Annotated in this window: 12 protein-coding genes and 1 pseudogene; 5 read left to right on the top strand and 8 right to left on the bottom strand. The window is 67.4% G+C overall.

Annotated features, from left to right (window positions below):
- Window positions 1-91: 91 nt before the first annotated feature.
- Complete coding sequence (locus tag J7528_RS25495) at window positions 92-2,539, bottom strand: TonB-dependent receptor (protein WP_291880446.1); 2,448 nt, start codon at window positions 2,537-2,539, stop codon at window positions 92-94.
- Window positions 2,540-2,728: 189 nt separating this feature from the next.
- Here J7528_RS25495 and J7528_RS25490 point away from each other — a divergent pair, with 189 nt between their 5' ends.
- Together J7528_RS25490 and J7528_RS25485 are read left to right on the top strand one after the other, a co-directional pair.
- Window positions 2,729-4,330 (top strand): glycosyltransferase family 39 protein, encoded by a 1,602-nt coding sequence (locus tag J7528_RS25490; protein WP_291880444.1) that lies wholly within the window; start codon window positions 2,729-2,731, stop codon window positions 4,328-4,330.
- Window positions 4,331-4,411: 81 nt separating this feature from the next.
- A complete protein-coding gene (locus tag J7528_RS25485) occupies window positions 4,412-4,918 on the top strand; it encodes a hypothetical protein (RefSeq protein WP_291880443.1) in 507 nt (168 codons plus the stop codon).
- A gap of 27 nt (window positions 4,919-4,945) precedes the next feature.
- On the opposite strand, the pseudogene J7528_RS25480 reads toward J7528_RS25485, so the two are convergent.
- The 3 genes and pseudogenes from J7528_RS25480 to J7528_RS25470 all read right to left on the bottom strand — a co-directional run.
- A pseudogene (locus tag J7528_RS25480) lies at window positions 4,946-5,023 on the bottom strand (hypothetical protein); the annotation flags it as partial.
- Window positions 5,024-5,038: 15 nt separating this feature from the next.
- Window positions 5,039-5,680, bottom strand: a complete 642-nt coding sequence (locus J7528_RS25475) for a 3-oxoacid CoA-transferase subunit B (RefSeq protein WP_291880441.1) — start codon at window positions 5,678-5,680, stop codon at window positions 5,039-5,041.
- A complete protein-coding gene (locus J7528_RS25470; protein WP_291880439.1) occupies window positions 5,680-6,390 on the bottom strand; it encodes a CoA transferase subunit A in 711 nt (236 codons plus the stop codon). Before J7528_RS25470 ends, J7528_RS25475 begins: the two co-directional genes overlap by 1 nt.
- Between J7528_RS25470 and J7528_RS25465 the strand changes: the two genes are divergently transcribed.
- The 3 genes from J7528_RS25465 to J7528_RS25455 are packed head-to-tail and all read left to right on the top strand — an operon-like array spanning window position 6,293 to window position 8,985.
- A complete protein-coding gene (locus J7528_RS25465) occupies window positions 6,293-6,523 on the top strand; it encodes a hypothetical protein (protein WP_291880438.1) in 231 nt (76 codons plus the stop codon). The genes J7528_RS25470 and J7528_RS25465 overlap by 98 nt on opposite strands.
- A complete protein-coding gene (locus J7528_RS25460; protein WP_291880436.1) occupies window positions 6,496-7,077 on the top strand; it encodes an NAD(P)H-dependent oxidoreductase in 582 nt (193 codons plus the stop codon). The genes J7528_RS25465 and J7528_RS25460 overlap by 28 nt, the downstream gene beginning before the upstream one ends.
- Window positions 7,078-7,083: 6 nt before the next feature.
- Window positions 7,084-8,985: a monovalent cation:proton antiporter-2 (CPA2) family protein gene (locus tag J7528_RS25455; RefSeq protein ID WP_291880435.1), complete on the top strand. Its 1,902-nt coding sequence runs from the start codon at window positions 7,084-7,086 to the stop codon at window positions 8,983-8,985.
- Here the strand turns inward: J7528_RS25455 and J7528_RS25450 are convergent.
- The 4 genes from J7528_RS25450 to J7528_RS25435 form a co-directional block, all read right to left on the bottom strand.
- The gene (locus J7528_RS25450; protein WP_291880433.1) at window positions 8,982-10,025 is read right to left on the bottom strand and encodes a helix-turn-helix domain-containing protein; all 1,044 of its coding nucleotides are present in this window, start codon (window positions 10,023-10,025) and stop codon (window positions 8,982-8,984) included. The two genes, J7528_RS25455 and J7528_RS25450, sit on opposite strands and share 4 nt — an antisense overlap.
- 328 nt (window positions 10,026-10,353) lie before the next feature.
- Window positions 10,354-11,352, bottom strand: coding sequence for a sterol desaturase family protein (locus tag J7528_RS25445; RefSeq protein ID WP_291880431.1), 999 nt, complete (start codon window positions 11,350-11,352; stop codon window positions 10,354-10,356).
- A 57-nt stretch (window positions 11,353-11,409) separates the two neighbouring features.
- Complete coding sequence (locus tag J7528_RS25440) at window positions 11,410-12,456, bottom strand: fatty acid desaturase (protein WP_291880429.1); 1,047 nt, start codon at window positions 12,454-12,456, stop codon at window positions 11,410-11,412.
- A gap of 107 nt (window positions 12,457-12,563) precedes the next feature.
- On the bottom strand, window positions 12,564-13,232 hold the full coding sequence (locus J7528_RS25435; RefSeq protein WP_291880427.1) for an OmpA family protein: 669 nt from the start codon (window positions 13,230-13,232) through the stop codon (window positions 12,564-12,566).
- Window positions 13,233-13,379 lie beyond the last annotated feature (147 nt).

Genomic DNA, 13,379 nt, shown 5'->3' with positions numbered 1-13,379 from the left:
CGCCGCCTAGTTAGCAAACCTACGTGACAAAGAAAAAGGGCGGCCCCGGAGGACCGCCCTTCTCCATTTTGCTGTTCCCAGCGCGGAGTTCTTAGAACTCGGTGCGCAGGGTGAACTGCACCGTGCGCGGAGCGCCGATGAAGTAGGTCGGGGCGCTGGCCGCCGAACCCGTCACCGCCACCGCGTTCGAGCGCGAGCTGATCGAGCCGAAGTAGGTTTCGTTGAACAGGTTGTTGACGTTCAGCTGAGCGTAGGTGCGCTTGGCGAACGGCAGGTCGTACTGCAGCGACATGTCCCACACGGTGTAGTGCGGAGCCACTTCGTCGTTCACGTCGGTCGAGTAGCGGTCGCCGGTGAACTTGCCTTGCACGCCCAGGTGCAGAGCGTCGGTAATGTCCCAATCGACGCGGCCGCCGAAGGTGTACTTCGGGGTTTCGACGATCTGCTTGCCCTTCAGCTTCAGCGTGTTGCCGGCGGCGTTGAGCAGCAGGTCTTGCTGGATTTCGCTCTTGTTGTACGAGAACGAGGCCGAGACCGTCAGATACTCTTCCAGGGCCCAGGCGGCTTGCGAGTCGAAGCCGTAGGCCTTCACCGCGCCGACGTTACGGTCGATGCTGATGCCCAGGTCCGGGTCGAACGACTGGACGATGCGGTCCTTGTAGTCGGTCTTCCACAGAGCGGCGGTCGCCATGAACGTCGGCTTCGAGAAGCGATAGCCCAGGTCGTAGGTCTTGGTGGTTTCCGGACGGGTGTCGGCCGGAGCGCCCTTACCGTTCACCAGGGTGGCGGTGTACAGGTTGTCGGTACGCGGCGAGGAGAAGCCCTCGGCGTAGCTGACGTACACGCTGCCGCCGCCGCCCAGGTCATAGCTGGCGCCCGCGTTCGGCAGGACCTTGTCGTACTTCACGGTCGCGCTGAACGGCTTGATGAACTTCGTCGCCGAGGTGCCGAAGGTCACGCTGCCGTCGGCCGCCGCGGCGTTCGGGGCTTGGGTGGTGCAGTTGGCGGTGAAGCCCGTGACGATGCCGGCCAGGCTCGTGGCGTTCTGCGTGTAGCAGTACTGGTTCAGCTCGCGCTTGAAGAAGGGCGCGCGGACGCCGAGGTTCACGATCAGGCGAGCGTCCATGAACTTGCCGCGGTATTCGGCGGCGGCTTGGTTCAGCTGGGCGATCGAGAAGCGGTCGCGGTTACGCAGGAAGCTGCCGTCGGCGGTCAGCACCTTGGCGCCGTGGCCGTCCTTGCCACCGAACACGTTGGTCGTCGTGCCATCGGCGTTCAGGGTGGTGAACTCGCCGGTCTGACGGTGACGGCCGTAGTCGCCCGTGTAGGCGACGCGGATGCGGTGATTGTCGCTCAGATCCCAGATCAGCGAGCTGGTGATCGTGTAGCGACGGGTGTTGGTGACGCTGGGCGCGAAGAACGCGACGGTGTCGGCGGTGTCGCCGTCGCCGTTCAGGTCCTTGCCGGCGGCCGAGCTGGCACCGCGGACCTTGCCGTCGGTTTCCGAGATCGTGGCCAGCTGCGAGCCGCCGTCGGCCAGGGTGTACTGGAACGAGGGGTCGACCGTCAGACGGACGTTGTCGGTCAGGTGGAACAGGGCCGAACCGCGCAGGCTGCCGGTGTTCGACGGGTTGACCTGACGGCCGTAGAAGTTGGTGCAGTTGCCGGGAACGACGACGCCGCTGACGGCGGCCGGGTTACAGACCGCGTCGAAGTCGTAGGTCTTGCCGAAGGTGCGGAAGTCCGACAGCGTCAGCGAACGGATGTTGTTGTTGCGGTTGATGTTGTAGTTGGCGGCCAGGCTGACGAAGTCGCCGCGGTCACCGATGTCCTGCATGATGCGGGCGTTGAACTGCTTCTTCTCGAGCGAGCCCGGGCCCTTGAACTTGTCGTACTTCTGGTACGAAGCGGCAGCGAACATCTTCGTGCCCCACGGGCCGATGGCGCCCGAGTCCAGCATCAGGAAGCCGCGGCGATAGTTGTTCTCGCCGACCGAGGCGGTGGCGATGCCGCCGAACTCGTTGCTGGGCTTGCGGGTCACGTAGTTGATCGTGCCGCCGGTGGCCGAAGCGGTCGGGCTGTCGACGTCGGTCGTGCCCAGGTTGACGCTGGCGCGGCTGATCAGCTCGGCGTCCAGCTGCTGGTTGGGGTACACGGCGTAGTTGCCGGTGTCGTTCAGCGGAACGCCGTCGAAGGTGACCGAGACGCGGTTACCGTCGAAGCCGCGCAGGCGCAGGTTGCCGCCCGACGAGCCGTACGGGTCGTTGTTGGTGAAGCTGACGCCCGGCAGCAGGTTCAGCGATTGGAACACGTTCTGGCCGGTCGATTGCGAGGCCAGGAACTCGGCGTCGACCGAGGCGCGCGACTTCGGCAGCGTCTCGACGATCTGACCGCCGACGGCGCGGCTGGTCGCGGCGGTGACGACGACGTTTTCAACTTCGTTGGCTTGCGAGCCGGTCGACTGAGCGAAGGCCGAGCCAGCAGCGACCAGGCAGCCGACCAGGGCGGTCGTCGCCAGGGCGAAATTTCTCATACGCATTTGAAGGATCCCCTCATTTTTTCGACGCGCCCGCCGTCGGACCGGCATGGATCAGCGTCGTTGGGGCCGTTTAGCGAAAGTTTTAGAAGGTTTGGTGACGGAAAGGCCACGCCCACTCGTAAACTGTCATAAACCTTCGTTAACGCGGAAGAATTGGTCAAATTTTTCTTACTTGGCTAATTAGAGGTCATGGCCTCAGCGACCCCTTCCCCCGAAATTTCCGCCCTCCCCGCCCCTCAACCGAGTGGCGAATCGCGCGCCTGGCGACTCACCCTGCTGATGGTCGGTGGGCTGACGGTCCTGCGTCTGATCGCCTTATTCACAACGCCTCTGGAGCTCTATCCCGACGAGGCGCAGTATTGGCTGTGGTCGCGGGAACTGGCGTTCGGCTACTTCTCCAAGCCGCCGATGATCGCCTGGCTGATCTGGCTGACGACCCATATCGGGGGCGACGCCGAGCCGTGGGTGCGACTGTCCGCCGCACTCCTGCACGGCGCCACGGCGCTGGTGATCCACCGCATCGCCAAGAACCTCTACGGAGGCTGGTCCGGCCTGGTCGCGGCGGCGATCTACAGCCTGATGCCGGGTGTCGTCTTGTCCTCGGGCCTGATCGCCACCGACGCGCCTCTGCTGTTCTTCCTGTCCCTGACGATCTGGGCCTATGTCGCCCTGGCCGTGGAGACCGCCCCGCGCCGCTACTTCATCGCCGCCGGCATGGGCGCGGCCCTGGGCTGCGCCTTCCTGTCGAAATACGCGGCGATCTACGTGCTGGGCAGCATCGTCATCCACTTCGCGATCTCGAAGGAAGCCCGCAAGCGCTGGTGCCCGGCGGCGGCCGTGCTGTTCGTCACCGCCTTCGTCCTGACCCTGGCCCCCAACTTCGCCTGGAACGCCAGCCACCACTTCTCGACGGTCAAGCACACCGCCTCGAACGCCAATTGGGGCGCCCACACCCTGTTCAACTTCCGGGAGCTGATCGAGTTCGTCGGCTCGCAGTTCGGCGTCTTCGGCCCGCTGCCGTTCGCGGTGCTGCTGGGCGGCGCGATCTGGCTGGGGGTCAAGAAGAAGATGACCTCACCCGACCTGCTGCTGCTGTGCTTCTCGGCCCCGCCGCTGATCATCGTGGCCGGCGAGGCCTTCGTCTCGCGCGCCAACGCCAACTGGGCGGGCGCGGCCTTCGTGGCCGGCTCGGTGCTGACGGCCGGCTGGCTGCTGCGCTGGAACGCCCGCCGCTGGATGATCGGTGGCCTGGCCCTGCAAGCCGCCTTCGCCGCCTTCTTCATCGCCTGCATGATCAGCCCCAAGGTGGTCGACGCCACCGGCCTGTCGAACGGCTTCAAGCGGGTGCGAGGCTGGGACCAGACCGTCCAGGCGATCATCGAGCGTTCGCGGGAAGAGACCGCCCTGCGTGGCCCTCTAAGCGCCGTCGCGATGGACGACCGCTTCGTCTACAACGCCGCCGCCTATTACGGCCGCGACTATTTCGGCCAGCCGGGCGCGCCCCCTCTGAGAATGTGGGTGCACGAGGCCTACGCCCAGAACCAGGCCGAGGCGCAGACGCCGCTGGACGCTGACTATGGCCGCCGCGCCCTGATCGTCAGCCTGGAAGGCGGCTATCGCCCCGAGATCGAGCAGGACTTCAAGGCCCATTCCGGCTTGCAGATCGCCCGCGTGCGCCTGGACAAAAAGCGCTCGCGCCGGGTGGACCTGTTCATCGCCGAGGGCTTCGCGCCCCTGCCCCGCGACCCGATCACCGGCCTGCCGCCGCGGCCGCTGCACCAGGCCAAATAGGGCTGGCGGCTTTCGAGGGATAACCGTCCTTTCGAGACGGCGTCCGACAGCGATGCTTCCCGCGTCTCACGGGAGGTTTCGATGTTGCGTCTGTTTGTGTTCCTGCTGGTCCTGTTCGGCTCTCCGGCCCTGGCAAAGCCGCTGGTCGTGATCCTGGCCGGCGAGGCTGTGATGCGGGAGACCGCCGCCAAGCTGGGCGTCCCCCTGCCCGTCCAGGACCATGACGGCGCGGCGTTCCGGGCTGGGACCGATGCGGCGATGGCGGGCCTCTCAGGCTGGGCCAATGCCTGGCGGGCCGAGAAGGTCGCGGTGCGGATCACCAACGGCTTCGACGAGCTGGCCTTCGCGACGGCGCTCGACGCCTGGTCGCGGACGAACCGCTCGGAGGCCTTCGCCAGCCAGGGGGCGGTGTCGCGGCATGGGCTGGTGATGATCGCGCCAACGCGCCTTCCGCATGCGGCGCGGACGGTGGAGGCGCGGAGCGGCGATCCGGCTTCGGTGCTGGAGGAGATCGCCGGCGCTTACGGGAAGCCGACCGCTCGCTACGTCGCGCTGACGCTGGAGCATCCGTACTGGCTGAAACTCTAACGTCGTCATCCCGGCCGCAGCGAAGCGGAGAGCCGGGACCCAGGGGTCACCGCAGTGCGCTTGGCCCCTGGGTCCCGGATCGGCCCTGTGGGCCGTCCGGGATGACGAGAATTGGGGATTTTACAGAGACGTCTCGAACGCCGCCTCGGTCTTGGCCTTCACCTCATCGACCGTGACGCCCGGGGCCAGTTCGATCAGCTTCACCGGCGTCTTGCCGCGATTGATCTCGAAGACGCCCAGTTCGGTGATCAGCAGGTCGACCACGCCGGCGCCGGTCAGCGGCAGCGAGCACGCCTTCAAGAGCTTGGGCGCGCCCGACTTCTCGCAGTGGTCCATGACCACCACCACGCGCTTGACGCCGGCGACCAGGTCCATGGCGCCGCCCATGCCCTTGACCATCTTGCCGGGCACCATCCAGTTGGCCAGGTCGCCGTTTTCCGAGACCTGCATGCCCCCCAGGATCGACAGGGCGATGTGGCCGCCGCGGATCATCGCGAAGCTGTCGGCCGACGAGAAGTACGAGCTCGACTCCAGCTCGGTGATCGTCTGCTTGCCGGCGTTGATCAGGTCGGCGTCTTCTTCGCCCTCATAGGGGAAGGGCCCCATGCCCAGCATGCCGTTCTCGCTCTGCAGCGTCACGTGCATGCCTTCGGGGATGTAGTTGGCCACCAGGGTCGGGATGCCGATGCCGAGGTTCACGTAGAAGCCGTCCTGCAGCTCCTTGGCGGCGCGGGCCGCCATCTCATCGCGGGTCCAGGCCATCAGACAGCTTCCTTCGAACGGGTGGTGACGCGCTCGATGCGCTTCTCGAACTTCGCGCCCTTCACCAGGTGGTCGACATAGATGCCGGGCGTGTGGATGGCGTCCTTGTCGAGCTCGCCGATCGCGACCAGTTCCTCGACCTCGGCCACGGTCTTCTTGCCGGCCGTGGCCATCATCGGGTTGAAGTTCCGGGCGGTCTTTCGGTAGATCAGGTTGCCCTCGGCGTCGGCCTTCCAGGCTTTCACGATCGCGAGGTCGGCGGTCAGGCCGCGCTCCATCACGTACATCTCGCCGTCGAACTCGCGGGTTTCCTTGCCCTCGGCGACCAGGGTGCCGTAGCCGGTGCGCGTGAAGAAGGCCGGAATGCCCGCCCCGCCCGCACGGATGCGTTCGGCCAGCGTGCCCTGCGGATTGAACTCGAGCTCCAGCTCGCCGCTGAGGTAGAGCTGTTCGAACAGCTTGTTCTCGCCCACATAGGACGAGACCATCTTCTTGATCTGGCGGTTTTCGAGGAGAATCCCCAGGCCGAAGCCGTCGACGCCGCAATTGTTGGAGATGACCGTGAGGTCCTTCGTCCCCGCCTCGCGGATCGCCGCGATCAGGTTCTCGGGAATGCCGCACAGGCCGAACCCGCCGGCCATGATGGTCATGCCGTCGAACAACAGCCCGGCCAGGGCCTCGACGGCGTCTGTCTTCACCTTGTCGACCATGGTGTCTCCCTTGTCCGACTTTGCTAGGTCGTGTTGGCGAACCGTGTCGCCCGAGCTGCAAAGAAATTCAACCCTTGATGAAATTATTTCCGGAAGGGCCAATCGATGTCCGACGCTAACACCGGCTCCGTGACGCCTGCCACCCCGGGGGTGCTTCTTGTGCTGGCCCACCCGGCGCTTGAACGCTCGCGCGCCAATCGGGCCCTGGCCAAGGCGGCCAAAGGCCTTTCCGGCGTCACCTTCAAGGACCTGTACGAGAGCTATCCGGACTTCGTGGTCGATATCGAGGCCGAGCAGGCCGCGCTGGTGAAGCACGACGTCATCGCCCTGCAGTTCCCGCTCTATTGGTACTCGACCCCGGCCCTGATGAAGGAGTGGCTGGATCTCGTTTGGCTGCACGGCTTCGCCTATGGCGAGGACGGCGAGGCCCTGAAGGGCAAGCGCCTGTTCGTGGCCTGCACCACGGGCGCCAGCGCCAAGGCCTACCATATGCACGGCTACAACCGGTTCTCGATGGACGAGTTCCTGCGGCCGCTGGAGCAGACCGCGCACCTGTGCGGCATGGAATGGGAGACGCCGTTCGTGGTTCACGGCGCATCGGTAAAAGACGACGCGGCCCTGAAGGCCGAGGCTGAGCGCTACAAGGCGCGCGTGGCCTCGTTGTTGCCCAAGAGCGTGGAGGCGTAAGACGGCATGGAGAACTTCCTCACCCAGACCCTGGTCTATCTGGGCGCGGCCGTCGTCTCGGTGCCGATCGCCAAGCGGCTGGGGCTCGGCTCGGTGCTGGGCTACCTGATCGCCGGCGTGGTCATCGGCCCGTTCGCCCTGGCCCTGGTCGGCGACCAGGCCGACGTCATGAAGTTCGCCGAGTTCGGCGTCGTCATCCTGCTGTTCCTGATCGGCCTCGAGGTGCAGCCCTCGATGCTGTGGGACATGCGCAAGGCGATCTTCGGCCTCGGCGGCGCCCAGGTGCTGGGCACGGCCCTGGCCATCGCCGGCGCGTCCCTTGCGCTGGGCCTGCCCTGGCAGACGGCCCTTGCCGTGGGCCTGGTGCTGGCCATGTCCTCCACCGCCATCGTGCTCCAGACCCTCGATGAGAAAGGCTTGAGGCAAGGCCCGGTCGGTCGCGCCGCCTTCGGGGTGCTGCTGCTGCAGGACCTGGCGGTGATCCCGATGTTCGCCCTGCTGCCCCTCTTGGCCACCGGCGCGGCGCACCACGCCGAGGCCGGCGGCGGCCATGGCGGCAGTCTGGTCTCGCACCTGCCGATCTGGGCCCAGACCCTGTCGGTGTTCGCCGCCGTGGCGGGCGTCATCGGCGGCGGTCGCTACCTGGTGCGGCCCGTGTTCCGCTTTATCGCCAAGGCCCGCCTGCGCGAGATCTTCGTCGCCGCGGCCCTGCTGATCGTGGTCGCCGTGGCCAGCCTGATGCAGATCGTGGGCCTGTCGCCCGCGCTCGGCGCCTTCCTGGCCGGGGTGGTGCTGGCCGAAAGCGAGTTCCGCCGCGAGCTGGAAAGCGACATCGAGCCGTTCCGGGGCCTGCTGCTGGGCCTCTTCTTCATCACCGTCGGCGCGGGCGTGAACCTGCCGCTGGTGGCCAGCCAGCCCTTGCAGCTGCTGGGCATCGTCCTGGGGCTGATGACCCTGAAGCTCTTGGTCATGTACGGCATCGCCCGCCTGTTCGGCGCGCCCAAGCGCGGCGCCCTGGCCGTGGCCACGGCCCTGGCGCAGGGCGGCGAGTTCGCCTTCGTGCTGCTCAGCTTCACGGTCGGCGCGGGCGTCATCGGCGTCCAGCTGGCCGCCCTGCTGACCGCCGCCGTCGCCGTCTCCATGGCCCTCACACCAGTGGCCATGATCCTGTACGAGCGCGTCGCCGACCTGATGGACGCGGCCATTCCCGACGTCGTCCCCGACACCGGCGACTTCGACGAGGGCGAGCCCGACATCATCATCGCCGGCTTTGGCCGCTTCGGGCAGATCACCGGCCGCCTGCTGACCGCCAACGGCTTCAAGTCGACCATCCTGGACAGCGACATCGAGCAGATCGAGCTGCTGCGCCGCTTTGGCCGCCGGGTGCACTATGGCGACGCCACGCGCCTGGACCTGCTGCGCGCCGCCGGGGCCGAGCGGGCCCGCATGCTGATCGTTGCCCTGGATGATCGGGAAAAGACCGTCGAGCTGGTCGAGACCGCCCGCAAGGCCTTTCCGGACCTGATCATCCTGGCCCGCGCCTGGGACCGACGCCACGCCTACGACCTGTTGTCCAACGGCGCCGACGCGGTCGAGCGCGAGACCTTCGAGTCGGCTCTCGCCCTGGGCTCGACGGCCTTGCAGAAGCTGGGCTTCCGCGCCCACCGCGCCCACCGCGCCGCGGCCTTCTTCCGCCGCCACGATCGGCGGATGTTCGACGAGCTGCGGCCGATGTGGGGTCAGGAGGAGGCCTATATCCTGGCCTCGCGCGACGCGGCCCAGACCATGGACCGCCTGCTGGACGCCGACCTGCATCGCATGCGCCCCGGCGACGCCGGCGGGGCGTGGGACACCGCCAGCCTGGACGAGGAACTGCGCGAACGGGCGCAGCAGGAAGGGACGACCTAAGCCGCGTCCAGCGCTCGCAGCCAATCCGACAGGTCGCCGTTCGCGGCCTGTTGGACGGCGGCCTTCGCGGCGGCAACGGCGCCCTGCCCGCGCGCCTCGCCGGGCGTCATGCCAAAGCGGCTCTTGAAGGCGCGGCTGAAGCTGGACCACACGGTGAAGCCATAGCGCTCGGCCACCTGGGCCATGCCCTGCGACTGGGTTGGGTCCGACAGGGCCTCGAACACCCGGCGCAGGCGGCGATTGCGGATGTGTTCGCTGACGCCGCCCAGCGGCGCGAACAGGCGATAGAGCGAGGCGCGCGAGACGCCGAAGCGGCGGCACAGCAGCTCAGCGCCCAAGTCGGGGTCATGCAGGTTGGCGTCGATGAAGCGCCGCAGACGGGCCCGCTGGGTCTCGGCCGCAGCCCGCCGGGTGTCTTCGCCGCGATGGCCCAGGGTCAGGCCGGCCAGGAGGTCGGTGGTCGCCCGCCCGACGCCGTAGGCCTCTTCAGGCGCGAGGTCGGGGGCCACGCGCATCAGGCTCTCGGCGTGCGAGCGCAAGAGCTGCGCCCCGGCGCTCTCGCGGCGCAAGACGAGGCCGTGCAGCGGATCCAGGTCGATGTCGCGAGCGTCGAAGGCGTCGCGCGGCAGGGCCAGGTTGATGTTGGTGCAGTGGGCCGTCTGCGACGCGAAGGTGCGGGTCAGGTCCAGCAGGCAGACATCACCCGTCCGCGCGACGGTTTCGTCGCCGCCGGTGGAGCGACCAGTGGAGCGGACGTCCTCGCCCTCGACGATGATCTGCACCAGGACCAGCTCCAGCCCCGTGGCGGCGATCTTGCGCCCGTCGCGGCCATAGCCGAACACGCCGCCGCTCATATGGGCCTGGCCCAGCACCAGCGGGCCGATGTTGAAGCTGTTGATCCCCAGGTCCGGGCCACGCTCGGCCGCGTCGCTCAGGCGGACATCGAACACAGGCGCGATGGCTTCGGCATAGGCGTGTGCGCCCTCGCGCCCCGGGGTGATCCGGGTGCCGGCCTGGAACTGGGGCAGCGAAGACGGCATGCGACGAACTCGGACCAACGATAGGCGAGGCCGAAGCCAGACGCCGAAAGGCCCTTGCCGTCAATGTCCTGGAATACCCGTGTGCGCGGAGTCTCAAATTCATGACCGCGCGTCTCAAACGCCGGCGCCGCCGTTGCTCCGCCCCCGGCCCGGCTCTACGGGGTCGGCGTGGCGCGAGGCCGACGCATCCATTCCCTTGGCAGCGTTCTCGCGCCGAGCGGATCGGTCCGGTCGGCCCCGTCGTGGGGGATATGGCGCGGCCGGACCACCGCGTGAAATAGCCCAAACCTAACGCGACGCGTGGCCCCGCCGGTCCCGCGTCGCTTCTTTATTCGGCCGCTTGCAGCTCGGGAGCGGGCGGGGGGCGGAACGCTTCGACGAACGGCGTGGCGAAGCCGCCGGTCAGGCTGTGTGGATCGGCGGCGATGGCCCCGAAGGTCAGGTCCTTGGGCCGCGCGCCGGGTACGTGCAGGGTGCCGAACATCCGGTCCCAGACAGCCAGGCAGCTGCCCAGGTTCTTGCCGAAATGCACCGGGTCGGCCGAGTGGTGGATCTGGTGGTGGGCCGGGCTCAGCAGCCACTTGCCGAAGGGCGCGAAGGTCATCCAGGCGTGCGAGTGCTGCAGGTGCACCACCGTCATGATGAACACCAGGAAGATGGCATTCTGGCCGAACGCCAGCGGCGCGTGCCAGGCCGGCCCGAACGCCCAGGCCAGCACCCCGCCGGTAGAACCGCTGACCAGGGCGGCGATGTTGTAGAACTTCAGGCTCTCGATCGGGTGGACGCGATAGACGGTCAGCGGCGTCAGCACCTCGGCCGTATGGTGCGGCTTGTGGAAGGCCCACAGGAACGGGACCTTGTGGCTGAGCCAGTGGTCAAGCCAGTAGCCCAGCTCATACGCCAGGAAGCCCAGCACGGTCCCGACCACCGCCACGAGCGGCCAGGGCACCCAGCCCAGCGGACCCGCGCCCACGGCGTCGCCCAGCCAACTGGCCAGACCCTTCGAGATCGCCTGGCCCGAGAGCAGCGCCCAGCTGATCAGGATGCCCGCGCCCCACAGATTGAAGACGAAGAAGACGAGATCGGCGCGGCTGGACGCCGACAGCCAGATCTTGCGCGGGAACAGCGCTTTCCACAGCAGGCGCGGCGAGGTCTTGCGACCGCGCGCCCGGCGATCCAGCACGATGTGCACGGCGCCGATGACCAGGGCGCTGACCAGCGAGACCAGGGAGAAGGCCGAGCCCAGCGGCAGCAGGGCCTCCAGCAGCGGCTTGGCCAGCCGTTCGCCGACACCGACGAGATCCAGCAATGATCCGGCCGTGCTCACGTCCGAAAGGCCTCCGCTTGAGGAGATCTTCCTTACACGCCAGCTCTCAATTGACGCTTAATGCGCGGGCTGGTCGACCGGGGTCTTGCGGGCCACGCGGCGGAAGAGATCCGTCAGGGCCTCGAACAGGCCCTTCTCGGACGCGCGGTGATAGATCGAGTCCGCCGCGAAGGCCGCGGTCAGGCGCGCATGGGCCTTGCCCAGGTTGTGGTAGGGCAGTCGCGGCAGCAGGTGATGCAGGGCGTGGTAGCGCAGGCCGACCGGGGCCCACAGCTCCGAGGCCAGGTTCGGCGGCGGCACGTTGACCGAGTCCAGGAACTGCTCGTCCAGGGTCATCTTGCTTCCGTCATTGTCCCAATGGTGGGCGACCAGGGTGCGGGCCTGGTTGACGAAGGTGGCGACGGCGAAGATCGCCAGACCCGTCAGGGTCAAGCGCAGCGGGATCCAGCCCGCGACGGTGGCGGCGATCACCGCCCACGACCACAGCCAGCAGGCCACGTCCTGGGCGATCCAGCCGGCGCGCCAGCGGTGCAGGTCCTCGCGCACGAAGTCGGGATTGATCATCAGGGCCGACAGCTTGGTGCGCACATAGGTCCGCAGCGGCGGAACCACGAACGACAGCGGGATCAGGATCGCCGAGCGCAGGATCACGCCCAGCGGCGCCAGCAGGGCCACGAACAGGAACACCGCCAGCTTCAGCGGCGTGAAGCGCGACAGCGGCAGATATTCCGGATCCAGCGCGGTGCCGAAGCGGTCCTTGATGTGGTGGATGTTGTGCACGCCCTCGTACATCAGCGACGGGGTCATCAGCGGCACGCCGACCAGCGCGTTCCAGCCCGCCAGGAAGCCCGGCGCCTCATCGGCCCGCAGGTGGGTCAGCTCGTGGATGAAGCTCAGGGCGCGATACAGGGCCAGCACGCTGACGGCGCCGGCGACCAGGCCGATGGCCAGGTTGTCCGTCGTCGCGGCGACGAACAGGCCGCTCCACATTAGGGCGACCGAGATCACGAGGTCGATCCAGTAGACGGCCGCGTTCGGCGTCATCAGGTCCTCGGTCAGGCCATAGGCCTGCTTGGTCAGACTGATTTCGCTCGCCTTCGTCACTTCAATCCTCGCGCCACGCCATTCGAAGTCCGACGACTTGGCGACGGCGCGAGGGAAAAGCAACCGTTTGGATCAAAGGCGCGACAATTCCGCGCCCTTAAGATGATTTAGGTCAGCGGCCGCAGAATGATCTCGACGCGGCGGTTCTGGGCGCGGCCGGCGGCCGTGGCGTTGTCGGCGATCGGCTGGCGCGAGCCCATGCCGGCGACGAAGACGCGGTCCGGCAGCACCCGGCCCGCATGGGTCAGGTAGTCGGCCACCGCGCTGGCGCGGCGCTCGGAGAGGCCCTGGTTGTAGTCGGCGCCGCCGCTCGAGTCGGCATGGCCCACCACGTCGATCGTGGTCTGCGGATAGGCGTTCAGGGTGCGGGCCACGTCGTCCAGCACGCGGGTGAACTGCGGCTGCACGTCCGACTTGTCGACGGCGAAGGTGACGTCGCTGGGCATGACCAGCACGATCTGGTCGCCGTTGCGGCGGATCATGACGCCCGAGGTTTCCAGGCTGCGACGCAGGTCGGCCTGCTGGCGGTCCATGTAGTTGCCGACCGCGCCGCCGGCCAGCGCGCCTATCCCTGCCCCGATCAGCGCGTTCTTGCGGCCCTGCTCGCCCTTGTTGGTGTTGGTCAAGTAGCCCAGCAGAGCGCCGCCCGCCGCGCCCGCCAGCACGCCCGTGCCGGTGTTGTTGCGAACCGGCATGCCCGTATAGGGGTCGGTGGTGGTGCAGGCGGTCAGCGCGGTAGCGCCCATGAGCAGGGCGGCCAGAGCGATCTTGCGCATTGTCGCAACTCTCTCGTCTTTGTTGTAGATCAAGGTCAAACGGGCAAACGCCCATCTTATGGTCAAGTTCCAATACCGCGCCTGAAGCCAGGATGAACGGCCTTCGTTTCGTCCCCAGCTCGGTGTAGTAATAAGGAACTTACTCAC

This window comes from Caulobacter sp., from assembly GCF_017744445.1.
Classification (GTDB): Bacteria; Pseudomonadota; Alphaproteobacteria; order Caulobacterales; family Caulobacteraceae; genus Caulobacter.
This window is presented reverse-complemented; position numbering and strand designations above follow the sequence as displayed.

Excerpts from the sequence above, each read along its gene's own strand:
- J7528_RS25470 (WP_291880439.1), bottom strand. The coding sequence starts at position 6,390 with ATGGTCGACAAGGTGAAGACAGACGCCGTCGAGGCCCTGGCCGGGCTG.
- J7528_RS25495 (WP_291880446.1), bottom strand. The coding sequence starts at position 2,539 with ATGCGTATGAGAAATTTCGCCCTGGCGACGACCGCCCTGGTCGGCTGC.
- J7528_RS25435 (WP_291880427.1), bottom strand. The coding sequence starts at position 13,232 with ATGCGCAAGATCGCTCTGGCCGCCCTGCTCATGGGCGCTACCGCGCTG.
- J7528_RS25465 (WP_291880438.1), top strand. The coding sequence starts at position 6,293 with ATGCCGCACAGGCCGAACCCGCCGGCCATGATGGTCATGCCGTCGAAC.
- J7528_RS25485 (WP_291880443.1), top strand. The coding sequence starts at position 4,412 with ATGTTGCGTCTGTTTGTGTTCCTGCTGGTCCTGTTCGGCTCTCCGGCC.
- J7528_RS25450 (WP_291880433.1), bottom strand. The coding sequence starts at position 10,025 with ATGCCGTCTTCGCTGCCCCAGTTCCAGGCCGGCACCCGGATCACCCCG.
- J7528_RS25460 (WP_291880436.1), top strand. The coding sequence starts at position 6,496 with ATGTCCGACGCTAACACCGGCTCCGTGACGCCTGCCACCCCGGGGGTG.
- J7528_RS25475 (WP_291880441.1), bottom strand. The coding sequence starts at position 5,680 with ATGGCCTGGACCCGCGATGAGATGGCGGCCCGCGCCGCCAAGGAGCTG.
- J7528_RS25455 (WP_291880435.1), top strand. The coding sequence starts at position 7,084 with ATGGAGAACTTCCTCACCCAGACCCTGGTCTATCTGGGCGCGGCCGTC.
- J7528_RS25490 (WP_291880444.1), top strand. The coding sequence starts at position 2,729 with ATGGCCTCAGCGACCCCTTCCCCCGAAATTTCCGCCCTCCCCGCCCCT.